Consider the following 25,510-nt stretch of genomic DNA (forward strand, 5'->3'; position numbering starts at 1 on the left):
TTTTGCAGGGGCGCGGCGGGCGCCTCCGCTCAGGCGGCCCGGTCCACCAGGGCCGCCGGTGGCTCGTCGTCCATCTCGAAGGCCATCGGGAAGGGCGCGTGGCCCGCGAGGCGGAACCAGCGGACCTTACGGTGCTCGCGCAGCCGGCGGGCCGCGCCGACCGCGTCGTTGTGGAAGCGCCGGGCCATGGGGACCCGCCGTACCGCCTCCGTCAGCTCGTGCGCCGTCGCCTCTCCGCCGGGTGCCCGGCGGACGCCCTCGACCTGGTGGGGGTCCGCGAAGACGGCCCGCAGCGCCTGGGACAGCTCGCTCTCGGCGACCTCCCGCTGCTCCTCCTCGGCCTGCCGGGCCGCGTGCGCTGCCTCGTAGAGGACGATCGACGCCGCCGGGTCCATGACGCCGGACGTGGCCAGTTCCTGGGCCACGGAGGCCCGGCGCAGCAGTTGGGCGTCCAGTGCGGCCCGGGTCGCGTCGATCCGCGCGTGGAGGCGGTCCAGGCGGCCGGCCGTCCAGCTCAGATAGAGGCCGATCGCCACGAGGGCGGCGAGGATCCAGATCAGGGTTGCGGTCACGGGCGATCAGCCTAGGCGCTCCGCGGGGGGTGTTGTCCGGTTCGGCCGCGTCGATGGGTGGGCGCGGGTTGCCGTTGCCGTCGGTCTGGGGGCTGCCGCCCCCAGGCCCCCGCTTCGGCCCTGAACGGGCCTCGTCCTCAAACGCCGGACGGGCTGAGGATTCCCGGCCTGCGTCGAACGCCCTGACCCACTTCGCCCCAACACCAGACCCGCTGAGTATCCGCGGCCGACGTCAAACACCCCGACCCACTTCGACCCCAAACACCACACCGGCCGACAATCCCCGACCCGCGCCAAACACCCCGACCTCGAAAATCGCTCAGTCCCGCGCCAACCCCAACCGCGCCCGCAGCCCCCCACCATCCCCGCTGTCCCCGCCATGCGCCCGCTCATCCGCCGCCACGGCTGCCGCGCCCGCTGTCACCGTCTCGTACACCGACAGGATGTCCGCGCCGACCGTCGACCAGTCGAAGCGCCGGACGTGGGCGCTGCCCCGTGCGCGGAGTTCCGCCCGGCGCTGCGGGTCCGCCAGCAGGCGTACCGCCGTCTTGGCCAGCGCGTCCGCGTCCTCGTTGGCGAAGAGTTCGCCGGCGGCGCCGCCGTCGAGGACCTGGGCGAAGGCGTCGAGGTCGGCGGCGAGGACGGGGGCGCCCGCTGACATCGCCTCGACGAGGATGATGCCGAAGCTCTCGCCGCCGGTGTTGGGTGCCACGTACAGGTCGACGCTGCGCAGGAGGCGGGCCTTCTCCGTGTCGCTGATCATGCCGAGGAACTCGACCCGGGCGCGCAGTTCCTCCGGGAGTTCCGCGACGGCGTGCTCCTCGTCGCCGCGCCCGGCCACCAGCAGCCGGGTCCGGGGGCGCTCGGCGAGGATGCGGGGCATGGCCCGCATCAGCACGGGCAGGCCCTTGCGGGGTTCGTCGATGCGGCCGATGAAGCCGATCGTGTCGCCCTGCCACTTCGGCTCGGGCTCCGCGCGGGCGAAGAAATCGACGTCCACGCCGTTGGGGATGACCACCGCGTCGCCGCCCAGGTGTTCCACCAGCGTGCGCCGGGCGTACTCGCTGACCGCGATCCGCGCGCTGATCTTCTCCAGGGCCGCCTGGAGGATCGAGTACGCGGCGATCATCGCGCGCGAGCGCGGGTTGGACGTGTGGAAGGTCGCCACGATGGGGCCCTGCGCCGCCCAGCAGGTGAGCAGGCCCAGCGAGGGCGCCGTCGGCTCATGGATGTGCACGACGTCGAAGGCCCCGTCGTGCAGCCAGCGCCGCACCCGCGCGGCGGACAGGAAGCCGAAGTTCAGCCGGGCCACCGAGCCGTTGTAGGGCACCGGCACCGCGCGGCCCGCGGAGACGACGTAGGGCGGCAGCGGCGTGTCGTCGTCGGCCGGTGCCAGGACGGACACCTCGTGGCCCTCGCGGACGAAGTAGTCGGCCAGGTCGCGGATGTGGAACTGGACGCCACCGGGCACGTCCCACGAGTAGGGGCAGACGATGCCGATCCTCACGTGTGCTCCTCGTCCGGCGCCCTGGGTTCGAGGTCCTCGACCCACAACCTCTGCAGCATGTGCCAGTCCTCCGGATGGTCGGCGATCCCCGCGGCGAAGGCATCGGCCAGCGCCTGTGTCATGACAGACGTCTTCCGGCTGCGATCACCTGACTCGGGTACCTCGACCGGGGGATGCACCCGGCCTTTCATGACCGGCGTGTCGTCGTACCACAGGGTCACCGGCAGCAGCAGGCATCCCGTCTGCTGGGCCAGCAGGGCGGGCCCCGCCGGCATCCGCGCGGTCTCGCCGAAGAAGGAGACCTCCACGCCGGACGCGGACAGATCACGGTCGGCGACCAGACAGACCAGGCCGCCCTCGCGCAGCCTGCGGGCCAGCGTGCCGAAGGCGGTGCCGCCGCTGTGCGGCAGGACCTCCATGCCCAGGCCCTCGCGGTAGGCGACGAAGCGGTCGTACAGCGTCTCCGGTTTGAGCCGTTCCGCCACCGTGGTGAAGGGGATCTTCAGCTCGGTGGTGACCCAGGCGCCCGCCAGGTCCCAGTTCGCCAGGTGCGGCAGCGCCAGGACGACGCCCTTCCCGGTCGCGAGGCCGTCGGTGACGTGATGGATGTCCTTGACCTCGAAACCGGTCCTGACGCGTTCGGCGCTCCACGCGGGCAGCCGGAACGACTCCATCCAGTAGCGCAGGTACGAGCGCATGCCCGCGCGGGACAGCTCCCTGAGCCGCGCGGGGCTCGCGTCGGGCACCACGCGCGCGTAGTTGCTCTCCAGCCGCAGCACGCCCTTGCCGCGCCGCTTCCACGCCAGGTCGGCGACCGAGGTGCCCAGGCGCACGGCGAGGGGCTCGGGCAGCTTCTTCACGGTGGCCCAGCCGGCGCCGTACAGAGCGTCGGTCAACCGCTCCCGTGCGCTCATTTCGCCGCCTCGTTCCCGTGGGACGCGTTCGCCGGGGCGCCACCGTCCCCTCCCCCGGTGCCCCTCTTGCCCCCATTACGTCCATTACCCCCATTGTCCTGCGGGCCCGCCGCCTCCGCCTCGGCCGATTCACGCCGGACCGTGACGACCCGCTGGATCAGCGTGACGACGCTGCCCGCGGCGACCAGCCACAGCGCGATCGGCAGCAGGACATGGATACCGGGGACGCCGAACGTGTCGAAGCCCGCGAGCCCGGCCGCGACCAGGGAGATCACCAGCCGCTCGGCCCGCTCCACGAGCCCGTTGACGGCGACCGGCAGCCCGATCGACTCCCCGCGCGCCTTGGTGTACGACACCACCTGGCCGCTGGCCAGGCAGAAGATGGACACCGCGCACAGCACATCGTTGTCGCCCTGACCGGCGTACCAGAGAGCGAAGCCGCCGAAGATGGCGCTGTCGGCCACCCGGTCCAGGGTCGAGTCCAGGAACGCGCCCCAGCGGCTGGTGCGGCCGAGCTGGCGGGCCATGTTGCCGTCGACCAGGTCGGAGAACACGAACAGCGTGATCACGACCGTGCCCCAGAAGAACTCGCCCCGGGGGTAGAAGACCAGCGCGCCCGCGACCACTCCGGCGGTGCCGATCAGCGTCACCGTGTCCGGGCTCACGCCCCGCCGGATCAAAAACGCGGCGAACGGAGTGAGGACACGCGTGAAGAATGCACGCGCGTACTTGTTCAGCATGGCCTTCCCGAGGGTTGCTGTCGCCGCGCGGCCCCTGCTGGCCACCGGCTGGCCCATCGTAGCCACGCGGGCGCTTGTACGACTGCCGGGCACCGTCGAGGGGTCACGGCGGCCCGCTCCCCGCACGCGACCCCCACCGGAAGGCGGGTTCGTGTCGCCTGTATGGACGCACCATGACGGGAGTGGAAAGCTCGAAGGACCGCGGGCGTCACCGGAGCCGCCACCGCACGCGGCCCGCCGCGCCCGCGCCCCGGATGACCTCACCGTGCACGGGAGGCAAGGACATGGGCGACAAGGCGAACGCACACCCCGGGGCCGCCGGCAGGGCTATGGCGGCCGACCACCCCGCATCCGTACGGAATGTGGTGCTGGTCGGCCCCTCGGGATCGGGCAAGACGACGCTGGTGGAGGCTCTCGCGCTGACGGCGGGAGCGGTGAACCGGGCGGGCCGCGTGGAGGACGGCGGCACCGTCTCGGACTACGACGAGATCGAGCACCGCCAGCAGCGCTCGGTACAGCTCTCCCTGGTGCCGCTGGAATGGAGCGGCATCAAGGTCAATGTGCTGGACACCCCCGGATACGCCGACTTCGTCGGGGAACTCAGGGCCGGTCTGCGCGCCGCGGACGCGGCCCTTTTCGTGGTCTCGGCGTCGGACGGCGTGGACGGCGCGACCCGCATGGTGTGGGAGGAGTGCGCGGCCGTCGGCATGCCGCGCGCGATCGTGGTGACCCACCTGGAGGCGGCACGGGCCGGCTTCGAGGAGATGACCCGGATCTGCGCACAGGCGTTCGGCGGCGACGACCCGGACGCCGTACTGCCCCTGTACCTGCCGCTGCGCGGCCCGGCCGGTCCCGACGGACACGCGCCGGTCACCGGGCTGATCGGGCTGCTGTCACAGACGCTGTCCGACTACGCGTCCGGCACGCGCGCGGAGTCCCCGCCGGACGCCGGCCGGCTGCCGCTGATCGAGGAGGCCAGGAACCGGCTGATCGAGGGCATCATCGCCGAGAGCGAGGACGAGTCCCTGATGGACCGGTACGTCGGCGGGGAGCCCATCGACGTGAAGACACTGATCGACGACCTGGAGCGGGCCGTGGCGCGCGGGATCTTCTTCCCGGTGCTGGCCGCCGCCCCCGCCGCCCCGGGGGCCCGCCAGGGGCTTGGCACGGTGGAACTGCTGGAGCTGATCACCCGCGGGTTCCCGACGCCCCTGGAGCGCGAGGCGCCCCACGTCACCACGGTCGGCGGCGAGCCGCGCGAGCTGAAGCGGTGCGACCCGGGCGGCCCGCTGGTCGCCGAGGTGGTCAAGACGTCCTCCGACCCGTACGTCGGCCGGGTCTCCCTGGTACGGGTCTTCTCCGGCACCCTGCGCCCCGACGACACCGTGCATGTCTCCGGGCACGGCCTGGCCGACCGCGGCCATGAGGACCACGACGTGGACGAGCGGGTCGGCGCGCTGTCCGCGCCCTTCGGCAAACAGCAGCGGGTGCTGTCGCACTGCATCGCCGGCGACCTGGCGGCGGTCGCGAAACTCAGCCGCGCGGAGACCGGCGACACCCTCTCCGCCAAGGACGACCCGCTGCTGATGCGGCCCTGGGAGATGCCGGACCCGCTGCTGCCGATGGCGATCCGGGCGCACAGCAAGGCGGACGAGGACAAACTCTCCCAGGGGCTGTCCCGGCTGGTCGCCGAGGACCCGACCATGCGCCTGGAGCAGAACCAGAACACCCACCAGGTCGTCCTGTGGTGCCTGGGCGAGGCCCACGCCGACGTCGCCCTGGAACGGCTGCGCACCCGCTACGGCGTCCAGGTCGACGTCGTCCCGCACAAGGTGTCGCTGCGCGAGACCTTCGCCGACCGGTCGGCCGGGCGCGGGCGGCACGTCAAGCAGTCCGGCGGGCACGGGCAGTACGCCATCTGCGAGATCGAGGTCGAGCCGCTGCCGAACGGCTCCGGCGTCGAGTTCGTCGACAAGGTGGTCGGCGGCGCGGTGCCCCGCCAGTTCATCCCGTCCGTCGAGAAGGGCGTCCGCGCCCAGGCCGCCAAGGGCGTCGCGGCCGGATATCCGCTGGTCGACGTGCGGGTGACGCTGCGGGACGGCAAGGCGCACTCGGTGGATTCCTCCGACGCCGCCTTCCAGACGGCCGGCGCGCTGGCGCTGCGCGAGGCCGCGGGCGACACCCGGATCCATCTGCTGGAGCCGGTGGCCGAGGTGACCGTGCTGGTCGGCGACGACTACGTGGGCGCCGTGATGAGCGACCTGTCCGGGCGGCGCGGCCGGGTGCTGGGCACCGAGCAGACCGCCGGCGCCCGCACCCTGGTACGGGCCGAGGTGCCCGAGATCGAGATCGGCCGGTACGCCGTCGATCTGCGCTCCCTGTCGCACGGAACGGCGCGTTTCCAGCGGGCGTACGCCCGGCACGAGCCGATGCCCCCTCAGGTCGCCGAAAGGATCCGGGAACAGGAGGGGGACGGCTAGGAGTTGTCTGCCCGGCGGGCACAAATCCCGCGGGGCGAGACCTCGTCGGGCGGGCGGCTTCGGCCGTCCGCCGACGGATGTCGGTGCCTGCGGTTACGCTGATCACGTGATCAGGCGGGAGGTCGTTCAGGACGTACGAGCGGCCAACAGGTGTGCGGGCCAGGGAAGTCGGGAAGTGCCGCAGGAGCGACACTGCGGCGATCGGGGGCGGGAATGACCGTTGACGGCGGCTACGCGGACATCTTCGGACCGCAGGTGCCCCGCACGGGCGACGGCGGACAGGCACCGACCTACGCCCTGGCCTCCATGGCGTACCGGGACAACGCGGTCGACGACATCAAGAAGGCGGACAACGACTGGCATCAGTCGACGGTCAAAGAGGGCCGCAAATGGGCCGCGATCTTCCGGCCCAACCTCGGCGAGGCGTTCTCCCGTGCCCTCGTCGACCGCATGCTGGGCCAGGGCCGCGGCGCGCTGATCCAGTCCTTCGGCACCGAACCCCAGGTGGTCGTGGAGCACTGTCTGGCCGCCAACCGCATCCGCCGCGACCGCGACAACAAGCTCACGGCGATCATGGTGGTCTGCGGGGTGCTGTTCCTGCCCGGACTGCTGCTGTGGCTGGGCGTGTTCCAGCTCCGCGCGATGATCGACAAGCGCGACGACAAACGCGCCTCCGCGCTCGCCACGGCCCTGCTGGTGGCCGTCGGCCTGGTCGCCCTGATCTTCCTGGTCCGCATGCCGCTGGCCGGCTTCTGGGCCTGGTACGCGCGCGCGGCGGTGATCCTGCCCGTCCTCGGCTGGTTCTGGGCCAAGCAGGTCTGCGAGAGCACCGCGAAGGACCTCCGCGAGCGCTGGGACGGCCTGCTGTCCGGCGGCAGCGTCGGCGCCAAGGTCCCCGAGGCGGTCCCCAGCAACCCCGGCGAGACCGCCGCCGAGCAGCTGCGCCAGTCCCTGGCCAGGCTCAGCGCCGAGCAGCAGTCCAACTCCGTCTTCTACGCCGGGCCCAAGGGCATACTCGGCATGGGCACCCGCTGGGGCGCCTGGCAGCTCGCCGAAGAACTGACACCGGCCGACCCGGACCGCGAGATCCACCCCTTCCGCAGCTGGGACATCGTCCGGTCGATCCACGACCAGCTGCGCATGCTGGAGCGCGGCCCGCTGAACACCGGCGGCTTCACCAAACCCTCGATACGCCACTGGATCGTCAGCCCGATCGGTGAGAACGCCGGTTCGGTGTCCCGCCCCGAAGGGACCGACATCGAGGCGTTCCAGTACAAACCGCACGCGATACAGGAGATCTGCAACAAGCAGCAGTTCGGCGCGGGCAACCGGCACTACCTGGGCGTCCAGTGGACCCTGTGGGACGGCCAGCTGGTCATCACCATGATGATCACGGTCACGGTGCTGCACTCCACCCTGCGCATCGAGGTCACCGGACACGCCCTCGGGCCGGTGAACTCCCTGTTCACCACCAAGTCCTCGGCCCCCACCAAGTCCGTCCAGAAGGCGTTCAAGCCGTGGGAGAACCGCACGGTCAAGCTCCCCCTGATCAGCACCAACGAGGTGGTCCGCCTCGCCGTCCGCGCCCCGCTGACCTGGTACCCCCCGCTGCTGAACTGGCTCGGCGGCTCGGTCGGCCTGCCCGAGCCCTTCGGCCTGCGGCACGCCTGGGCCGACCAGCCCTGGCGCCACCGCTTCATGGCCGACGACGCCCTGCGCGCGGCCACCCCGGTCCTGCGGGTCGTCCACGCCGCCGCGATCCGCGTCCTGAAGGAGAACGGCGTCGACACGGAGAAGTTCGGCGCGAGGTCGTCGTTCCTGTCCGGCGCGGTCCAGGACCCCTCCCCACGCAAGGCGGACCTGTACGACGCGTGAGCCTCCGGCGGGCCGCCACTATTGCGGGCTCGGGCCACCCCGCCACTCCAGGCTCGGGCCACGGGCCTTGCCTGGCGGGGGCCACGGGCCCGCAACCCCGCTGGCACCCGGGACCCCCATCTCCGGGACCCCGCTTCGAGCCCACACGGGCGTGGCCCGCGAACTCCCCGGAGCCGGCACCTGGACGCGCCTACCGCCTCATACCCTGGACGCGCGGGACGCGCCTGGCGCCTAACACCCTGGGCATGCCCGACGCGCCGGACGCGCCGGACGCGCCGGAATCCACCGCCCGCCGCACAGAGCCGCCCCCACCGCCCTCGGCCGGAAGAGCGTCCCCCCACCGCCCCGGCCGAAAGAGCGTCCCACCCCAGCCCCTCAGCCAGCCCCCCCAGCCTCCAGCCGGAAACCCGTCCCCTCAGCCCCCGCCCGGCCAAGCCTGAGCCAGCATCGCCCGTGTGTCCGCCAGCAGCTGCGGCAGCACCCGCGTATGCCCCACCACCGGCATGAAGTTCGTGTCCCCGCCCCAGCGCGGCACGATGTGCTGGTGCAGATGCGCGGCGATACCGGCGCCCGCCACCGTCCCCTGGTTCATCCCGATGTTGAAGCCGTGCGCCCCGGACGCCGTCCGCAGCGCCGTCATCGCCTGCTTGGTCAGCTCGGCCAGCTCCGCCGTCTCCTCGACGGTGAGGTCGGTGTAGTCGGCGACATGCCGGTAGGGCACGGTCATCAGATGCCCCCCGTTGTACGGGTACAGATTCAGCACCGCGTACACCCGCTCACCCCGCTGGACGATCAGCCCGTCCTCGTCGGATTTCGCCGGGATCGCGCAGAACGGGCAGCCGTCACCGGCCTCCGGACCGGTCGGCTTGTTCTCGCCCTGGATGTAGGCCATCCGGTGGGGCGTCCACAGACGCTGGAACGCGTCCTGTGTCCCCACCCCGATCTGCTGCTCCGGCTCACTCGTCATGCAAGGAAGCATATTGCTTCGCCCGTTCGCGGCGTGTCGCCGGGGAGGCCGGAAAGCCGTCGCGGGACCGGCCCGGCGAGGGACCAAGCTGGGCCGATGGACGACCTCCGCCGCACCGCCCCGGCCCGCTGGGAGGACCGCGCCGAGGTGCCCCTCACCCTGGCATCGCTGTGCTTCCTCGCCGCGTACGCGATCCTTGTGCTCGCCCCCGGCCTGGCCTCCGGCTGGCGGAACCTGTGCCTGGCGGTGCTGCTGGCGACCTGGGCGCTGTTCGCCCTCGACTACGCGGTCCGCTGGCGACTCACCGGACGGCGCTGGGGCTTCGTCCGCACCCACTTCCTGGACACCGTGACCCTGCTGCTGCCCCTGCTGCGCCCGCTGCGCGTCGTCCTGCTCTACGACACCGTCCAGCACCGCCGCGGAAAGCCCCGGCTGCCGCTGTACGGCCGGGTGATGGTCTACGCCGGGCTGGCCGCCGTGCTGGTCGGTTTCGCGGGCGCCCTCGCCGTCTACCAGCAGGAACGCGGCGCCCCTGGCGCGACCATGCAGACCTTCGGCGACGCGGTGTGGTGGGCCTGCTCGACGCTCGCGACGGTCGGCTACGGCGACATCGTGCCGGTGACACCGACCGGCCGGCTGATCGCGGTCGGCATGATGGCGTGCGGCCTGGCCCTGCTGGGGGCGGTCACCGGGTCGTTCTCGTCCTGGCTGATCCACCGGTTCACCCGCCCGGACGAGCAGGAGCCCCCGGCGAGGTGACCTCCCCGGGGGCTCCGCTCACGTCGTGGCGGTACGTCAGACCTGCGCGCGCTCCTCCACGACCCGCACGATCTTCGCGATCGCCTCGTCCACGGGGATGCCGTTCTCCTGCGTACCGTCCCGGTACCGGAAGGACACCGCGCCGGCCGCCATGTCCTCATCACCCGCGATGACCATGAACGGCACCTTGGCCTTCTGGGCGTTGCGGATCTTCTTCTGCATCCGGTCGGACGACGAGTCGACCTCCACCCGCAGCCCCTTCTTCTTCGCGGCGGCGGCGAACTCCTCCAGATACTCGACGTGCGCGTCCCCGATCGGGATGCCGATCGCCTGCACCGGCGCCAGCCACGCCGGGAACGCCCCCGCGTAGTGCTCAAGGAGCACCGCGAAGAACCGCTCGATCGACCCGAACAGCGCGCGGTGGATCATCACCGGCCGCTGTTTGGAGCCGTCGGCGGAGGTGTACTCCAGGTCGAACCGCTCGGGCAGATTGAAGTCGAGCTGGACGGTCGACATCTGCCAGGTCCGGCCGATCGCATCGCGCGTCTGCACGGAGATCTTCGGCCCGTAGAACGCGGCCCCGCCCGGGTCCGGCACCAGCGGCAGCCCCTGCTTCTCGGCGACCGCCCGCAGCGTCTCGGTCGCCTCCTCCCACGCCTCGTCGGACCCGACGAACTTCTCCGGGTCCTTGGTGGACAGCTCCAGATAGAAGTCCGTCAGCCCGTAGTCCCGCAGCAGCCCGAGCACGAAGGTCAGCGTCCGGTCCAGCTCCTCGGACATCTGCTCACGCGTGCAGTAGATGTGCGCGTCGTCCTGGGTGAAGCCGCGCGCCCGCGTCAGACCGTGCACGACGCCCGACTTCTCGTACCGGTACACGGTGCCGAACTCGAAGAGCCGCAGCGGCAGTTCCCGGTAGGACCGCCCGCGCGCGTCGAAGATCAGGTTGTGCATCGGGCAGTTCATGGGCTTGAGGTAGTAGTCCACGCCCTCGTCGAGCTGCATGGGCGGGTACATGCCGTCGGCGTACCAGTCCAGGTGCCCGGAGGTCTCGAAGAGCTTCCCCTTGGTGGCGTGCGGGGTGTAGACGAACTCGTAGCCCTCTTCCTCGTGGCGGCGGCGCGAGTAGTCCTCCATGACCCGGCGGATGATGCCGCCCTTGGGGTGGAAGACGGCGAGGCCGGAGCCGATCTGCTCCGGGATGGAGAACAGGTCCAGCTCGCTGCCCAGCTTGCGGTGGTCGCGCTTCTCGGCCTCGGTGAGGAAGTCGAGGTACGCCCTCAGCTCGTCCTTGGACGGCCAGGCGGTGCCGTAGATGCGCTGGAGCATCGGGTTCTTCTCGCTGCCGCGCCAGTAGGCGGCGGCGTTGCGCATCAGCTTGAACGCCGGGATCAGCCGGGTGGAGGGCAGGTGCGGGCCCCGGCACAGGTCCTTCCAGCACAGCTCGCCGGTCTTGGCGTCCAGGTTGTCGTAGATGGTCAGCTCACCGGCGCCGACCTCGACGTCCGCGCCGTCGTCGCTGGAGGGCGCGCCCTTGAGGCCGATCAGCTCCAGCTTGTACGGCTCGTCGGCCAGTTCCTCGCGGGCGGCCTCGTCGGTCACCACCCGGCGCGAGAACCGCTGCCCGCGCTTCTGGATCTCCTGCATCTTCTTCTCGACGGCCTTGAGATCCTCGGGCGTGAACGGCTTCGCCACGTCGAAGTCGTAGTAGAAGCCGTCCTTGACAGGCGGGCCGATGCCGAGTTTGGCCTCGGGGAACAGCTCCTGCACGGCCTGCGCCATGACGTGCGCGGTGGAGTGGCGCAGGATGTTCAGGCCGTCCTCGGAGGTGATCTCGACCGGCTCGACCGCGTCGCCGTCGGCCACCTGGTAGGCGAGATCCTTCAGCTCGCCGGCCACCCGCGCGGCGATGATCGAGCGCTCGCCGGTGAAGAGGTCGGCGGCCGTCGTGCCCGTCGTCACCGTGCGCTCTTCCCGCTCGGAATCGCGTTGGATGATCACACGGACGTCTGACACCGGTCTCTCCTGACTGACGGGGGCCCGCACTCCTGCGCAGGGCATGGCATGGCAATGCCCAGCGATCCTACCGAGCCGCCGGGCCCCACCGCGAAACGGTCACGCCCGCCCCGCCACCGCACTCGCCGCGCCCGGCAGGTCAGTCCTCCCCGCTGCACGCCTCCTCGAAGAAGTCCAGGTTCTCCTGCAAGGACTTCATCAGCTGATCCCGCTCCTCCTCGTCCACCTGTACGGGTACGACGCCGGCCGCCCCGCTCAGCCGCCGGAACCCTCCCCGGCTCTCCAGCCGTCCGTGCACCCGGATCGGCAGACCGACGAGGTGGGCGTGCCCGGCGATGCGGTAGTCCTCCTCGCCGAGGGTGAGCCGGACGTGCGGGATCTCGGCCCCGGCGAGCACCCGCAGCCGTACCGTGCCCGCGCCGCGCGGCTCCGGCCTGCGCATCCGCACCACGGTGCCGGTGATCCGCACCGGCACGGACGGCTCGGCGCGGAGATAGCGGGCGCCCGCCTCGCGCAGGACGGGCAGGTCGCCCGGCGAGAACTCGACGGCCTCGGCCGCCGCGACCGCCCCCTCGGGCGCCCCGGCGGCGGGCGCCCAGTCGACGGCGACCCGCGCGCCCTCGGTGCCCCGGACCAGCCCGATCAGCGCCTCGGTCAGCTCGCGGCTGACGCCCGCCCCGACCGCGCCGTCGAAGGCGTCCATGCCACCGGTGGCCCGCTGGTAGTCGATGGCCTCGCGCACGGCGTAGACGGCCTGGTGGAGCCGTTCGGACAGGGCCCGGCCGGTGTCGACGGGCACGAAGGCGGTGAACCGGCGGCCCCCGTCGGAGGAGCCGGCCAGGACGGGTTCGAGCAGGGCCGCGGCGGGCCGCCGGTGCCGGTTGCCGTAGTACCCGGCCCGGGCGCGGGTGGCGAGCGCGGCGGCGAGCAGGATCTGGCGGGCGGCGCCGCGCAACTGCTCCTCCACGGTCCAGGGCGCGGTCCCGGCCGGGCCTGCGGGCACGTCCCGCCACCAGCTGATCTCGTCGCTGGGCACGCTGAGCCCGACGAGCACCTCCCGGGCGGACGGCGCGGTGCTGCGGGCGAGCGCGGTCAGTGCCTCGCCGAGCAGGTCGTCGCTGTCGGGGAAGGCGCGGCTCTCGGGCACGAGGAGGCTGGTGCCCCGGCCGCCGGGTCCGGGCGGGATCCAGCGGCCGTAGCGTCCGGCGGCGCCGCCCGACCGCTGCCAGCCGTGCCGGCGCAGCAGGGCGCCGAGCACGGCCGGGTCGATCTGCTCGGGCCGGGGCGGGTGGTGGCGGGCGGGGTCGACCGGGTGGGGCCGTACGGGCGTCAGGGGTTCGTCGAGCGGGCGGTGGGTCATGGTCTGCCTCCCGTTCCGACGCGCGTCATGATCTCGCACAGCGCCCGGTCGTCGAAAATCCTGGCGGTCGGTATCCGTACGGTGGTCCGGTGCCGGCCGGTGACCGGGTGTCCGGCGAGATTGACCCAGTAGCAGCAGTGGCGCAGGTCGAGCCGGTCGTGGCCGGCGCGCAGCCAGTCGTCCTGGGAGCGCGGCACGATCATCACGACCAGGATCTTGTGCACCGAGACCGGGGTGCGGGCCAGCTTTGTGAGGTGCTCGTTGTCGAGGGTGAAGGAGAAGGAGCGGCCGGGCGGGGCGGGCGGGAGCTGGTAGGTGGCCTTGAGCTGCACCTTGATGGTGACCTCGTCGTCGACCGTGTGTCCGGGGGCGCTGTGGCTGACGTGCCAGTCGATGCCGTTGTCCGGGAAGGGCTGGGAGAGCGAGCAGCCGGCCGCCGCGGCGACGGCGTGGAGATAACCCACCTGCAAGGTCTCCATGCAGGCGGTGGTGGCGAGTGAACCGCGATGGGGGCCCGTGCGTTCGGGCAGCAGCCCGCCCCGCTCGGGCTGCGCTATCGCCATGACCGGACAGCCTTCCGAGGAAAGAGTGGGAGTGTGCCGCGCGACAGGTCCCCGAGGCGACGGCGCGTCGGTGCAAGGTCGCTGAACTGCGCGGACCTGTACTCCTGTTGTCTCCGGGCGGCGTAGTGCGCAAACGGCCCGGGTATCACCAAACGGGCAGAAGACGGTGCGTCAGCTGCCTTGGGTGAACAAGGAGTTGTGTGCGTATGACGTACTGGTACGAGGGGCCGTTGGCGGCATTCGACACGGAGACAACAGGTGTGGACGTCGAGACCGACCGGATCGTGTCGGCCGCCCTCGTCGTCCAGGACGGTCCGGGGACCCGGCCGCGGGTGAGCCGCTGGCTGGTCAATCCGGGCATACCGGTACCCGAGGCCGCCACGGCGGTGCACGGGCTGACGGAGGAGCATCTGGCGTGTAACGGCCGCTGGCCGGCGCCGGTGATGCAGGAGATAGCGATGGCGCTGGCCGAACAAGCCACCGCGGGGCGCCCGTTGGTGGTGATGAACGCCCCGTTCGATCTGACCCTCCTGGACCGCGAACTGCGCCGCCACCGGGCGTCGTCGCTCGCGCACTGGTTCGAGACGACCCCGTTACTGGTGCTCGATCCGCGGGTCCTCGACAAGCATCTCGACCGCTACCGCAAGGGCCGCCGCACCCTGACCGCCCTGTGCGCGCACTACGAGATCACGCTGGAGGGCGCGCACGACGCGACGGCGGACGCCCAGGCGTCGCTGGATGTCGTACGGGCGATAGGGCGCCGGTTCGCGGCCCGGCTGGAGCGGTTGTCCCCGGCGGAGCTGCACACCCTGCAAGCCGTGTGGCACGCGGCGCAGGCGCGCGGCCTCCAGGCGTGGTTCGCGCGCAGCGGCAACGAGGAGGCGGTCGACCCGGCCTGGCCACTGCGCCCGGACCTCCCGGCGGCGGCCTGAGCGGAAGCCTCGCACGGGGCCTCACGCAGAGGATCACACGGAGAGGAGACGGACGAGGACAGCAAAAAAGCCGGTCCGCTGTGGCGGACCGGCTTTTCCCGGTGGGCGATACTGGGTTCGAACCAGTGACCTCTTCGGTGTGAACGAAGCGCTCTTCCACTGAGCTAATCGCCCGGGAACGCACTGAACCATACAGGCCCCGGCCCGCTTCCTTCAAACCACTTCCGCCGCTCCCCCGCGCCCGTATCTGTTCACCCCTCCGCGAGCCGGGCGAGCAGTCCGCGTCGCCCGGAGCGCATCATCAGGGTGTGGTTGGCGCGGAACACCGGCCGTCCCGGCACGGCCAGCAGCCGCAGCAGCCGCTTGTGCACCTGCACCTCCTGGTCGTAGCGGACGAGTGTGCCGCCGCCCCGCGCGGTGACGGTCCAGCGTGCCCAGCCCTCGATGTCCCCGGACAGGCCGATCTCCAGCACCCCGGCGTCCCGGTCGCGCCGCGTCGCGCGCGCGGTGAAGGTCATGGCGTACGGGAGCACCGAGCGGATCGTGATGCGGCCCGAGGTGTCGTCGAGCCGGTCGATCGCGCGGATCTGGGGCCACCATCGCGGATAGTCCTCGGCGCGTTCCAGCACGTCGTAGACGGTTCCGGGCGGTGCGGGCAGGGCCCACAGGGTGCGGAAGCGGTAGTGGCTCCAGTCCATACGACGAGTCTGCACCAGGCGTGGAAAGGGCGATCTGAGTACGTGGTGAGTAGGTGCGCTCATGCCGGGTGAGGTGACGGCGGCCACACTCCCTGGCATGACACAGATCCCGCCACCGGCCGAGGAGTTGCGGCTCCTGGACGCCGAGCTGTCCTGGCTCGACGGCCGCCGGACCCAGCTGCTGGCGCGTCGCGCCTGGCTGGTCGCACAGTTGCACGGGGCGCCATCGCCCCGGACGGCGGCCCCGCCGCCCATGGCTGCGCCGCCCATGGCTCCGCGGTCCCGTCCGTCCGGCCCGGCAGCGGCGGCCCCCGAGGCGTCGACGCCGGGTGTCCAGAATCTGCTTCTGCTGCTCGGCGGGGCGCTGCTCACTCTCGCGGCCGTGGCGTTCACCTTGGTCAGCTGGGGTGATCTGGGGATCGCGGGGCGGGCCGTGGTGCTGGGCGCGGTCACGGCGGCGGCGCTGGTCGTGCCGGTGGCGCTGTTGAAGCGGGGGCTGCGTTCGACGGCCGAGTCGGTGGCGGGCCTGGGCCTGGCGCTGACGGTCCTGGACGCGTACGCACTGCACGAGGTGGCGTTCACGGACACCGACGGCACCGGGTACGCGGCGGTCGTCTCCGCCGTACTGGCGGCGGGCTGGGCGGCGTACGGGCTGGGCCTGGCCAAGGTGACCGGGCGCGCGCTGCGGCTGCCGGTCCCGGCGGCGGTGTGCGCGGCCCAACTCCCGCTGCTGCTGTGGGCGGTGACCGTGGACGCGCTGCCCTACGGGGCCACGACCGCGCTGCTGGTGACGGCGGCGCTGGACGCGGTGGTGGCGCTCCGGTGCAGCGCCCTGACCGTCCGCGTCGTCGCCGCGACGGGTGCGTACGGGATGGGCGGCTGGGGCGTGCTGGCGGCCGGCTGGCTGTCCTGGACGGCGGGCGGGCCGGGCGACGCCGCCCGTGCGGCGGTGCTCCTTCTTCTCGCCGCGTCGATCGCGCTGATCGCGGCGTGGCGCAGCCCGGCTCCCGGTCTCGCCCTCGGCCTGGCGGTCACCGGCGGACTGCTGACGGTCCCGGCGGTGGCCGGGGTGCCGCGTGTGCTGCTGCCTCAGGCGTGGTGCGTGCCGGTGCATCTGGTGTTCGGCATGGCGCTGCTGGGGGCGTTGCGGGTGGGCCGGATCCCGCAGCCGATCCGGCACGGCTTCGGCTGGGCCTCCGCGGGTGTGCAGGGCATGGCGCTGCTGTGGGCGCTGCCGATGGTCGCCGCGGCGCTGGTGGGTCCGGCCGGCTGGCTGGGGTCGGTGTGGGACGGCGTTCCGGGGAGCGCGAAGCTGCTGCCGGGGGACGAGGTGCCCTGGCCGACGGATGTGGTGACGGCGCCGGTGGTGCTGCTCATGGTGGCCGCGCTGCTGGTCGTCGTGGTCCGGGACGCGACCTGGCGGCCCCGGGCGCTGGAGGCCGCGCTCGGCCTGGTGTGGGCGACGCTGCTGCTGGCGCCGCACACGCTACGACTGCCGTACGGGGCGGCCCTGTTGCTGCTGGCCGCGATGACGGTGGGGCTGCTGGCGCTGCGGGGGACCCGGCCGACCGTCCTGGCGCTGGTCACCTCGGCGGATCTCGCGCTGCTCGCGCTGGCCGCCGAACCGGCGACCCTCGCGGTACTGGCGTTCCTGACGGCTCTGTTCACCCTGTCCGCCCTCGCCGCCCTGCCCGCCCTGTCCGCCCGGTTGGCCTTCTTCGACCTCGGCGCCCTCAGGCCGGTGGCGGCCGTGGCCGCCCTGACGTACGCGACCGGACTGGCCTGCGCGTCGGGTGCCTCGCTGGGCTGGGCGCCGGGGCACATCGCGCTCCTGGTGCTGCTGGTGTCCGTGGCGGCGGCCGTGTGCGCGGCGCACGTCGGGGGCGGCACGCAGGTGGCCGTGGAGATCGCGGGCGGTGCGGCGGCGCTGGTCGCGGTCGGGCTCGCGGTGACCGATCTGCCGATGCTGGCCCTGGTGATCGCGCTGTGCGGGGTGATCGCCTCGGGCACCGCGCTGCGTCCGGAGCGGCGCCCGGCGGGGTGGGTGGCGACCGGCCTGTTCGTGGTGGCGACGTGGGTGCGGCTGGCGGCGTGGGAGGTGGACATGCCGGAGGCGTACACGCTGCCGGTGACCGTCCCGGCGCTGCTGATCGGCCGGCTGCTGCGGCACGGCGATCCCCGGACGTCGTCCTGGGTGGCGTACGGTCCCGGACTCGCCGTCACTCTGGTGCCGAGCCTGGCGATCGCCTGGGACGATCCGCACTGGCAGCGTCCGCTGCTGCTGGGGGTGGCGGCGCTCGTGATCACCCTGGTCGGCGCCCGTAGCAGGCTCCTGGCCCCGCTGGTGCTGGGTGGCTCGGTCCTGCTGCTCATCAGCCTGCACGAACTCGCCCCGTATCTGGTCCAGGTGGCGGGCCTGCTCCCCCGCTGGGCGCCCCCCGCACTCGCCGGCCTGCTGCTCCTCGCCCTGGGCGCGACCTATGAGCGACGGCTCCGGGATGTGCGCAGGGTGCGGGATGTGCTGGGGAGGATGGACTAGGGCGTGTCTGACAATTCCCGTCGTCGCCCGGAGGGCGGCGCCGCGGGGTCAGGTGCGTGCTCTCGGCGTGCCGGGCACGGGCCCTCGTACTGGTTGTACGTGGGCTTGTGCCCGGTGCGGCGAGAGTGCGTGCATGGCGTCGCGGGGCAGGCGGGAATTGTCAGACACGCCCTAGGTCCTGGCGCATCGCACCCTGCCGCCCCGGGCCCGAACAACAGGTTCCGGCCCGGGGCGGTCGTGCATATGCACAGGCCGCCCTTCGGAGAATTAGGGCGGAGTTCTGGAATTCGTCCGGGGATTTCCTTCGGGTGCCGAGGCCGGGCTCCTCCGGGCGCTTCTTCCTAAATGGAGGATAAGAGCCGGACGCGGTGGCCGGACCGCTGATCAAGTAACGGTCCGTCATCATCCCGTCGCCGCGCGGACATCCGCTCCCGGATCGCCCGGAACAAATACGCCGACGGCCCGTCTGCATCTCGCAGACGGGCCGTCGGTCCGGGTGGGCGATACTGGGTTCGAACCAGTGACCTCTTCGGTGTGAACGAAGCGCTCTCCCACTGAGCTAATCGCCCGGGCGCAGGAAGAACATTACCCCATGTCAGACGGTGCCCGTGCATCCCGCCGGGAGGCCCCGCGCCGCTCTGCGCCGGTCACTGGTTCTTGATGCTCCAGGGCATCACGAAGCCGAACTGCCAGAGGTAGATCCCGCACAGCACGCCGATGATCACGAGGCCGATGGCGGTGAGGATGATGTTGCGGCGCCTGACCTTGGGGTCGAGGGCACGCTGTGCGGCCTCGGTCACTTTCCGCTTGGTCCAGCGCAGCACCAGCTGGGCCCAGACGAACTCGGTCGCCCAGATCGCCATGCCGCCGAAGATCACGACCCAGCCTGGTCCCGGCAGCGGCAGCATGATGATGCCGGCGACCACCACGGCGAGGCCGACCACGAAGACGCCGACCTGCCAGCTCACATGCAGCATCCGCCGCGCCTTGATGAATTCCGGTGCCCTGGATCCGAGGGCCCGCTCGCCCTTCGCCCTGTCCGTACCGATGTTGTCAGCGGCCACGGCGACCTCGCCGGGCTCGTCACGCCCCGTATTCATACAGCTAGACCTTACCTGAGCGAATCCTGTCACCGGAATGGTCGTACCCCACCAAGAGGTTCTCGGCCGGAAGAGTTACGTAAAGACAGGCAAAACACCCAGAGGGGTTTACAACGGCACCGTAGGTGGCATGTCGATTTCGCCGACGTGCGAATCCCCGAGCGCACACTGAGCGAAAGGCCCTGGCGCTTATGAACACCACGGTCAGCTGCGAGCTGCACCTGCGCCTCGTTGTGTCGAGCGAGTCATCCCTGCCCGTCCCCGCGGGCCTGCGGTACGACACGGCCGACCCCTACGCCGTGCACGCCACCTTCCACACCGGAGCCGAGGAAACCGTCGAGTGGGTGTTCGCCCGCGACCTCCTCGCCGAGGGGCTGCACCGGCCCACCGGCACCGGCGACGTCCGCGTCTGGCCCTCCCGTAGTCACGGTCAGGGCGTCGTCTGCATCGCCCTCAGCTCCCCGGAGGGGGAGGCCCTGCTCGAAGCCCCGGCGAGGGCCCTGGAGTCGTTCCTGAAGCGAACCGACGCCGCCGTGCCACCCGGCACGGAACACCGGCACTTCGATCTGGATCAAGAGCTGTCGCACATCCTGGCGGAAAGCTAGGGCGAGGCACTCATAGAGCCGCCCGGCGCCGTCCAACTCGGGGAGACGGCTCGGGCCAAAACAACCGCCAGGACAATCGCATAGGGCACACACCGGCGTCGCCGCCGCGGTTCTCCGCGGGGTCGGCGCCGGTTCACTGTGCGTGTTCCCGCGCGTTCCCGCGTGTTCCCGCCGTACCGGCGCCGGCCGGCGGGGGCGGGGAACGCCTGGCGGCTGCGAGGCGTTGTCACGCCAAGCCGTGGGTGCCTCCGAAGCCGCTGGCCTTCGGCCCCGGAGCCACTACGATCGGCCAGCATCGGCGGGCGTCCGCCCGACCCCAGGCCAGGGAGCGAAACGTGCTGATCACCCACGACACCCGGTGCGCCCTCGACTCCGTGGTGGATCTGGTGAACACCGCCCCGGAGGACGACGAGAGCCCGGACGGACTGGCGGATGTCGCCGCACTCGAAGTGTTCGTACGGAACCACAAGATCAGCGATGTCGGTGTGCTGTCGGAGTTCGATCTCGCCGCGGTCCGCAAGATCCGCGGCCGTTTCGCCACGATCTTCAACGTCCCGGAGTCCCGGTCCGCCGCCGGAATGATCAATGAGCTGATCGCCGCCGCGGGCACCACGCCCCGCCTCACCGACCACGACGGCTACGACTGGCATGTGCACTATTTCGCGCCCGGCGCCTCCATCGCCGACCATCTCGCGGCGGACTGCGGGATGGCGCTGGCCTTCTTCGTGGTCGCCGGGGAGCAGGAGCGGCTGCGCCGCTGCGAGGCCCCGGACTGCCGGCACGCCTTCGTCGATCTCTCCCGCAACCGCTCCCGCCGCTACTGCGACAGCCGCACCTGCGGTAACCGGCTGCATGTGGCCGCGTACCGGGCGCGACGACGGGAAGCGACGGGCTGAGCACTGCCGGGCCGGACCGGCCGGTAAAAATCTCGCCAAGCGAATCTGGCCGAGATACGACACTCGCGCCTCGTCCCGGCAGAGCGCTGGATCTTTGCCCGACTGCGGACGGTGACCGCCGGGCCGCCGTCCGGAGATCGTTCTCGCGGCCCGGTTCGGGACATGCGCCTCTCGCGGCCCCCGGCGGGTGACGCCGAGGACCACGGGTACGGCTCATAGCAACAGCAGGTCGTGCAGCGCAGCCATGAGGAACAGACACCCGATCACCGTCAGGAAGATCATCAGCGGTGGCTGGGAAAGGGCGAAGAGGCACCCGCGCGGCTCGTCCTGAGGTGGCGCGGCCTCGCTCTGTGTCGTGTCCAGCATCTCGCGCCGATGATGGCGCAATAGGCACCCTTGACACACCCAACACGCCCGGGGAGAGGGGTAGTTCGCCGGAACCCGTGACAAGGAGGGTGCCGGGGGGTTATGGGGCGGGTACGGAGGGTGACGCACCCTCTCCGATCAGGGCCGGGGCCTCGTGTCCCGGTGTCCGGTGGGTCAGATCCCGTGCTTCTTCAAGATCGCCTCGATGTCGCTGAAGTCCTCCGAGCCGTCGGTCCGGGACGCGTTCTTCGGGCGGGCGGCCGGGCGGGTCGTGGGGCCCAGGGAAGGGGCGGAGGCCCGCGGGGCGACGGCGTCGGGCTGGGCCGCGGCGGCGGCCTTGCGCTGCTTGCGGGTGCCGCCGCGGCGGCGCTCCACCGCGCGGGTGGTCGCGAACAGCGCCCAGGCGGCGCCGAGCACACCGATACCGGCCCAGGCCGTCGGACTGAACGCCGTGTCGGCCGCCCATTGCACGACGCCGGTCATCACCAGGCCGATCGGCACCAGCGAGTAGGCGGCGATCCGGGCGGCGGACAGGAAACGCTTGCGGTACGCCGTGACCGCGGCGATGCCGAGGCCGGCCACGGAGACGGCGGAACAGACGGTCTCGGCAATCATCCGGTCCTCCAGGCAGGCCGAGTCGATCGGATTGGTTCGTCCCTTCCATCCTGCACCGTCCCCTCCCTCCCGGGCCATGCCCCAGCGGGACATCAGGGACATCTCCGGGTTGGATCTCCTCCGGAGGTCGCGCTACGGGCCGGTCCTGGTCGCCAGAGGGGAGCTGGTGCGGGCCGCCCCAGGGACCGGTGGACGAGCCGGGGAACGGACAGGGGCGGACAGGGGCGGACAGCCCACGGGACACAGAGACGGACAGATCGGCGGACCGGCCCCCGAAGACGGTCAGGTCCCCGAAGACGGTCAGGTCCCCGCCGCCGGATTCGGTCGCCCGGCGCCCGGCTGGGACACTGACCCCATGAGCGACTCCTCCCCCGCCCCCGCAACGCCCTCCGCACCCGCCGCACCCGCCGTCCTCGACGTCTGGTTCGAGTTCCAGTGCCCGGACTGCCGTACCGCCCTGGACGACGTCCGTACCCTGCGCGCCCGCTATGGCGACCGGCTGGAGGTGCGGCTGCGGCACTTCCCGCTGGAGAAGCACAAGCATTCCTTCGCCGCCGCGCAGGCCGTGGAGGAGGCGAGCGAGCAGGGACAGGGCTGGCCGTACGTCGAGGCCGTGCTGGGGCGGGTGGCGGAGCTGAGCCGTAAGGGAGAACCCTTCCTGGTCGCGGTGGCCAAGGAACTGGGGCTGGACGCGGAGGAGTTCGACACCGCGCTGATCGACGGCCGGCACATCCTGGCCGTCGACGCCGACCAGGCCGAGGGCAAGGCGATCGGCGTGAGCGGCACCCCCACGTACGTCATCGACGGGACGCGGCTCGACGGCGGCAAGAGCCAGGCCGGCCTGCGCGAGCGCATCGAGGAGATCACCGACCGCCTGCTGGCCGACCAGAGCTGACAGCCGCCTCGGCGCACGGGCCGGAACACGGGAACGCGGGCCGGAGCAAAGGTCAGGGCAAGGGGCAGAGGAAAGGTCAGAGCAGGGGCTTGAACAGGCAGTACTGGGTCGGCACATAGCCCAGGGACGCGTACAGCCGCTCCGCGGGCGTGTTCCCGGCGAAGACGTTGAGGCCGATGAGCTGCTTCCCGGCCGCCACGCTCTGGGACTCGGCCAGCAGCATCAGGGAACGGCCGTGTCCGCGCCCGCGGTACGCCGGGTCGGCCTCGATGTCGTACACGTACGCCCTGTCCTTGCGCAGGGCCAGCCACAGGGTGCCGACGGGGGTGCCCTCGTGTTCCAGGACGCTGAGCAGGACGTTCTCGGTGGCCCGTCCTTCGGGGAGGAGCGTCTCGTGGTCGCGGCGGGACTTGGCGGCGGCCTGGTCCTCGGGGACGCCGCGCTCGGTCCAGTTGCGGGTGTAGGAGACGAGCGCCTTGGCGTACCAGGCGTCGAACTCGGCGTCGGTCATGGGGCGACCGCCGCTGCCGGGCGGCAGGGCGGGGGCGGTGGTGCCGAGTTCCTTGGCCATGATCCGGTTGCGGACGACGTATCCCAGGGCGGTCACCATCCGCAGCGCGGGCCCGTCGGCGGGTACGGCGATCTCGATCCGGCGGCTGCCCCAGCCACGGGCCACCTCCTCGGCGGCCAGCGCGGCGACGGTGCCGCGTCCGCGCCTGCGGTCGGGCTCCTCGATGCGCAGGGCCTGGATCACGGCGACGTCCGGGCCGAAGACGGCGTGGGTGGTGAGGTGGATCGCGCCGACGGGACGGCTGTTCACGCACACCTGGAAGTGGCGGGAGAGCGTCCCGTCGGCCTCGCGCTGAAGCGGCTCGATCGGCCGCAGGGTGGTGGTCATCATGGATGTTCTACCCGCCGGCACGGGTCTGCCCGGACCGATTTTCCGGTACCCGCCGGACCCCGTGCCGTCCCACCGCCCCGCTGCGCCGCCGGTCAGGGGTCGAGGTCGTGCCCGGACCGCTCGGCGAAGCTCCGTACGGCCTTGGCGGTCACCGGGCCCGCGACGCCGGGCAGTTCCCGGCCGTCGACGCGGTGCACGGCCTGGACGTCCCGCAGGGTGGAGGTGAGGAAGATCTCCTCGCCCCGCTCCAGGACGTCCAGCGGCAGCTCCGTCTCGTGGGCGCCGGTCCACTCGACGGTCAGCGCGCGCGTGATGCCCGCGAGGCAGCCGGAGGCCAGCGGCGGGGTGTGGATCTCGCCGTCGAGCACGACGAAGACATTGGACCCCGTCCCCTCGCACAACCGCCCGACCGTGTTCCCGAACAGCGCCTCGCTCGCCCCCTGTTCATGGGCGCGGGCCAGCGCGACGACATTCTCGGCGTACGAGGTGGTCTTGAGCCCGGTGAGCGCGCCCCGCTCGTTGCGGGTCCAGGGCACGGTGATCACGGTGGTGGAGTCGGGGCGGCGGGTGGTCTCGCCGAGGGCGACGACGAGGGTCGGGCCGTGGGTGCCCCGGTCGGAGCCGAGCGGGCCGTGACCGCCGGTGTAGGTGATCCGCAGCCGGCCGAGCGGCATGGGGTTGGCGGCCAGGACGGCGGCGCAGGCCCGGCGCACCTCGCCGTGGTCGGGGGCGGGCAGGCCGAGGCCGCGCGCGGAGAGCGTGAGCCGGTCCAGGTGGCGGGTGAGCGCGAACGGCGTGCCGTCGATCGCCTTCACCGTCTCGAAGATGCCGTCGCCCACGGTCAGCCCGTGGTCGAAGACGGACACGCGGGCGGAGTCGACGTCCTGCAATCCGCCGTCGAGCCAAAGCTTCACTGGTGCCTACCTCGCCTGAAGATTCCCGGGGCCGTCCCCTTCATGTTCATACGCCCCCGACGCTACCGCGAGCAGCCGGGCCGCCTTCAGCTCGGTCTCCCGCCACTCCCCCTCGGGGTCCGACCCCCAGGTGATCCCCGCGCCCGTGCCGAACCGCAGCCGCCCGGCGTCCCGGTCGATCCAGAACGTGCGGATGCCGACGGCCAGCTCCCCCACCCCGCGATCGGCGTCGACCCAGCCGATGCCCCCGCAGTACGGCCCGCGCGGTACGGTCTCCAGCTCCTCGATGATCCGCAGCGCGCTGGACTTGGGGGCGCCGGTGACGGAGCCGGGCGGGAAGGCGGCGGCGAGCAGCTCCGGCCAGCCGGCGCCCTCGCACAGCTCACCGCGGACCGTCGACACGAGATGCACCAGCCCCGGATGCTTCTCGACCGCGCAGAGATCGGGGACGGTGACGCTCCCGGTGGCGCACACCCGGCCCAGGTCGTTGCGGACCAGGTCCACGATCATCACGTTCTCGGCGTAGTCCTTCTCCAGCAGATCCGCCTCGGTCCGCCCGGTCCCCTTGATCGGCCCGGACTCCACGACCCGCCCGTCCCGCCGCAGGAACAGTTCGGGCGAGGCGGTGGCTGTCTCCACGCCGTACCGGGGCAGACGAATCGTTCCGGCATACGGTGCCGGGTTGCCGCGGGCGAGCAGCGCGGTCAGTGCGTCCACGTCGGCGCCGGGCGGCAGGGGGGCGGACAGCACCCGGCAGAGGTTGGCCTGATAGACCTCCCCGGCCGCTATGTACGCGCGGATCCGCTCCACGCCCGCGGTGTACGCGGCGCGGTCGAGCGACGTCGTCCAGTCACCGACGGCCGGGCCCCGCCAGGCGCCGGGCACGGGCGCGGGCACCGCGCTCTGCCGTACCTCGGCGAAGCGGGCGCAGGTCAGCCGGCCCTCGAAGTCGGTGCTGACCGCCCAGAACCCGGTGGAGTCCAGGGCGGCGGGATCGCTGGTCACATCCAGCAGACCGGTGGCGATACGGTCGCCGAAGCGGGCGAGAGGAGACAGGTCGAGCACGCTGTCGAGTCTAGGGTGGGTGTCCTGGCGGTGGCCCTGGCGTGTCCTTCCGGGTGGTCGCGGCCGGTCGGCGGCCGGGCGCAGGGCAGCACGCTGCACAAACGCGTTTTTGTACTGGACCGGGAATCCGCTAGAGTTCAACACGTCGCCCGGCACGCGCAAGCGAGCCGAACCGACAGGCGGACGTAGCTCAGTTGGTAGAGCGCAACCTTGCCAAGGTTGAGGTCGCGAGTT

General features: G+C 71.9%; 23 protein-coding genes and 2 tRNA genes. 8 read left to right on the forward strand and 17 right to left on the reverse strand.

The window, feature by feature from the left end:
• Positions 1 to 29: 29 nt before the first annotated feature.
• The 4 genes from ACFRFC_RS34965 to pgsA form a co-directional block, all read right to left on the reverse strand.
• A complete protein-coding gene (locus ACFRFC_RS34965; RefSeq protein WP_382687620.1) occupies positions 30 to 572 on the reverse strand; it encodes a hypothetical protein in 543 nt (180 codons plus the stop codon).
• A 319-nt stretch (positions 573 to 891) separates the two neighbouring features.
• The gene (locus tag ACFRFC_RS34970; RefSeq protein WP_382687623.1) at positions 892 to 2,079 is read right to left on the reverse strand and encodes a glycosyltransferase family 4 protein; all 1,188 of its coding nucleotides are present in this window, start codon (positions 2,077 to 2,079) and stop codon (positions 892 to 894) included.
• Positions 2,076 to 2,993, reverse strand: coding sequence for a phosphatidylinositol mannoside acyltransferase (locus ACFRFC_RS34975; protein ID WP_382687626.1), 918 nt, complete (start codon positions 2,991 to 2,993; stop codon positions 2,076 to 2,078). Before ACFRFC_RS34975 ends, ACFRFC_RS34970 begins: the two co-directional genes overlap by 4 nt.
• Positions 2,990 to 3,790, reverse strand: a complete 801-nt coding sequence (gene pgsA / locus ACFRFC_RS34980) for a phosphatidylinositol phosphate synthase (protein ID WP_382687947.1) — start codon at positions 3,788 to 3,790, stop codon at positions 2,990 to 2,992. The genes ACFRFC_RS34975 and pgsA overlap by 4 nt, the downstream gene beginning before the upstream one ends.
• A gap of 227 nt (positions 3,791 to 4,017) precedes the next feature.
• On the opposite strand from pgsA, the gene ACFRFC_RS34985 reads away from it, so the two are divergent.
• Together ACFRFC_RS34985 and ACFRFC_RS34990 are read left to right on the forward strand one after the other, a co-directional pair.
• Positions 4,018 to 6,213 (forward strand): elongation factor G-like protein EF-G2, encoded by a 2,196-nt coding sequence (locus ACFRFC_RS34985; protein WP_382687629.1) that lies wholly within the window; start codon positions 4,018 to 4,020, stop codon positions 6,211 to 6,213.
• Positions 6,214 to 6,426: 213 nt separating this feature from the next.
• Complete coding sequence (locus ACFRFC_RS34990; protein WP_382687631.1) at positions 6,427 to 8,088, forward strand: hypothetical protein; 1,662 nt, start codon at positions 6,427 to 6,429, stop codon at positions 8,086 to 8,088.
• A gap of 415 nt (positions 8,089 to 8,503) precedes the next feature.
• On the opposite strand, the gene ACFRFC_RS34995 is transcribed toward ACFRFC_RS34990, so the two are convergent.
• Complete coding sequence (locus ACFRFC_RS34995) at positions 8,504 to 9,067, reverse strand: HIT family protein (RefSeq protein WP_382687634.1); 564 nt, start codon at positions 9,065 to 9,067, stop codon at positions 8,504 to 8,506.
• A gap of 84 nt (positions 9,068 to 9,151) precedes the next feature.
• Between ACFRFC_RS34995 and ACFRFC_RS35000 the strand changes: the two genes are divergently transcribed.
• Positions 9,152 to 9,814 carry a potassium channel family protein gene (locus ACFRFC_RS35000; RefSeq protein WP_382687635.1) on the forward strand — a complete coding sequence of 221 codons (663 nt, stop codon included), beginning with the start codon at positions 9,152 to 9,154 and terminating at the stop codon, positions 9,812 to 9,814.
• 36 nt (positions 9,815 to 9,850) lie between these two features.
• On the opposite strand, the gene thrS is transcribed toward ACFRFC_RS35000, so the two are convergent.
• From thrS to ACFRFC_RS35015, 3 genes are all read right to left on the reverse strand, one after another.
• Complete coding sequence (gene thrS, locus ACFRFC_RS35005) at positions 9,851 to 11,827, reverse strand: threonine--tRNA ligase (RefSeq protein WP_382687638.1); 1,977 nt, start codon at positions 11,825 to 11,827, stop codon at positions 9,851 to 9,853.
• A 139-nt stretch (positions 11,828 to 11,966) separates the two neighbouring features.
• Entirely contained in the window at positions 11,967 to 13,187 is a 1,221-nt protein-coding gene (locus tag ACFRFC_RS35010; RefSeq protein WP_382687640.1) for a hypothetical protein, read from the reverse strand.
• The gene (locus tag ACFRFC_RS35015; protein ID WP_382687643.1) at positions 13,184 to 13,750 is read right to left on the reverse strand and encodes a DUF4365 domain-containing protein; all 567 of its coding nucleotides are present in this window, start codon (positions 13,748 to 13,750) and stop codon (positions 13,184 to 13,186) included. Before ACFRFC_RS35015 ends, ACFRFC_RS35010 begins: the two co-directional genes overlap by 4 nt.
• A 206-nt stretch (positions 13,751 to 13,956) precedes the next feature.
• Here ACFRFC_RS35015 and ACFRFC_RS35020 point away from each other — a divergent pair, with 206 nt between their 5' ends.
• Positions 13,957 to 14,682 (forward strand): 3'-5' exonuclease, encoded by a 726-nt coding sequence (locus ACFRFC_RS35020; RefSeq protein ID WP_382687646.1) that lies wholly within the window; start codon positions 13,957 to 13,959, stop codon positions 14,680 to 14,682.
• A 102-nt stretch (positions 14,683 to 14,784) separates the two neighbouring features.
• Here the strand turns inward: ACFRFC_RS35020 and ACFRFC_RS35025 are convergent.
• Together ACFRFC_RS35025 and ACFRFC_RS35030 are read right to left on the reverse strand one after the other, a co-directional pair.
• Positions 14,785 to 14,856 (reverse strand) — tRNA-Val (locus ACFRFC_RS35025).
• Positions 14,857 to 14,933: 77 nt separating this feature from the next.
• A complete protein-coding gene (locus ACFRFC_RS35030; protein WP_382687648.1) occupies positions 14,934 to 15,380 on the reverse strand; it encodes an SRPBCC family protein in 447 nt (148 codons plus the stop codon).
• Positions 15,381 to 15,477: 97 nt separating this feature from the next.
• Here ACFRFC_RS35030 and ACFRFC_RS35035 point away from each other — a divergent pair, with 97 nt between their 5' ends.
• The gene (locus tag ACFRFC_RS35035; protein ID WP_382687651.1) at positions 15,478 to 17,919 is read left to right on the forward strand and encodes an SCO7613 C-terminal domain-containing membrane protein; all 2,442 of its coding nucleotides are present in this window, start codon (positions 15,478 to 15,480) and stop codon (positions 17,917 to 17,919) included.
• 497 nt (positions 17,920 to 18,416) lie between these two features.
• Here ACFRFC_RS35035 and ACFRFC_RS35040 read toward each other — a convergent pair.
• Together ACFRFC_RS35040 and ACFRFC_RS35045 are read right to left on the reverse strand one after the other, a co-directional pair.
• Positions 18,417 to 18,488 (reverse strand) — tRNA-Val (locus ACFRFC_RS35040).
• 78 nt (positions 18,489 to 18,566) lie between these two features.
• Positions 18,567 to 19,019, reverse strand: a complete 453-nt coding sequence (locus ACFRFC_RS35045) for a TIGR02611 family protein (RefSeq protein ID WP_382687653.1) — start codon at positions 19,017 to 19,019, stop codon at positions 18,567 to 18,569.
• 191 nt (positions 19,020 to 19,210) lie between these two features.
• Between ACFRFC_RS35045 and ACFRFC_RS35050 the strand changes: the two genes are divergently transcribed.
• Positions 19,211 to 19,624 carry an SsgA family sporulation/cell division regulator gene (locus ACFRFC_RS35050; protein ID WP_004002642.1) on the forward strand — a complete coding sequence of 138 codons (414 nt, stop codon included), beginning with the start codon at positions 19,211 to 19,213 and terminating at the stop codon, positions 19,622 to 19,624.
• Positions 19,625 to 19,959: 335 nt separating this feature from the next.
• Entirely contained in the window at positions 19,960 to 20,520 is a 561-nt protein-coding gene (locus tag ACFRFC_RS35055; RefSeq protein WP_382687656.1) for a CGNR zinc finger domain-containing protein, read from the forward strand.
• 213 nt (positions 20,521 to 20,733) lie between these two features.
• On the opposite strand, the gene ACFRFC_RS35060 is transcribed toward ACFRFC_RS35055, so the two are convergent.
• Together ACFRFC_RS35060 and ACFRFC_RS35065 are read right to left on the reverse strand one after the other, a co-directional pair.
• Positions 20,734 to 20,886, reverse strand: coding sequence for a hypothetical protein (locus ACFRFC_RS35060; RefSeq protein WP_362753758.1), 153 nt, complete (start codon positions 20,884 to 20,886; stop codon positions 20,734 to 20,736).
• A gap of 174 nt (positions 20,887 to 21,060) precedes the next feature.
• Positions 21,061 to 21,501, reverse strand: a complete 441-nt coding sequence (locus ACFRFC_RS35065) for a hypothetical protein (RefSeq protein WP_382687660.1) — start codon at positions 21,499 to 21,501, stop codon at positions 21,061 to 21,063.
• A 355-nt stretch (positions 21,502 to 21,856) separates the two neighbouring features.
• Here ACFRFC_RS35065 and ACFRFC_RS35070 point away from each other — a divergent pair, with 355 nt between their 5' ends.
• Positions 21,857 to 22,396 carry a DsbA family protein gene (locus ACFRFC_RS35070; protein ID WP_382687663.1) on the forward strand — a complete coding sequence of 180 codons (540 nt, stop codon included), beginning with the start codon at positions 21,857 to 21,859 and terminating at the stop codon, positions 22,394 to 22,396.
• Between the two features lie 76 nt (positions 22,397 to 22,472).
• On the opposite strand, the gene ACFRFC_RS35075 is transcribed toward ACFRFC_RS35070, so the two are convergent.
• The 3 genes from ACFRFC_RS35075 to ACFRFC_RS35085 form a co-directional block, all read right to left on the reverse strand.
• On the reverse strand, positions 22,473 to 23,294 hold the full coding sequence (locus ACFRFC_RS35075) for a GNAT family N-acetyltransferase (RefSeq protein WP_382687950.1): 822 nt from the start codon (positions 23,292 to 23,294) through the stop codon (positions 22,473 to 22,475).
• A 95-nt stretch (positions 23,295 to 23,389) separates the two neighbouring features.
• The gene (locus ACFRFC_RS35080; protein ID WP_382687666.1) at positions 23,390 to 24,211 is read right to left on the reverse strand and encodes an aminotransferase class IV; all 822 of its coding nucleotides are present in this window, start codon (positions 24,209 to 24,211) and stop codon (positions 23,390 to 23,392) included.
• A 6-nt stretch (positions 24,212 to 24,217) separates the two neighbouring features.
• The gene (locus ACFRFC_RS35085; protein ID WP_382687668.1) at positions 24,218 to 25,276 is read right to left on the reverse strand and encodes a chorismate-binding protein; all 1,059 of its coding nucleotides are present in this window, start codon (positions 25,274 to 25,276) and stop codon (positions 24,218 to 24,220) included.
• Positions 25,277 to 25,510 lie beyond the last annotated feature (234 nt).

Source organism: Streptomyces sp. NPDC056734, from assembly GCF_042790455.1.
Lineage (GTDB): Bacteria > Actinomycetota > Actinomycetes > Streptomycetales > Streptomycetaceae > Streptomyces.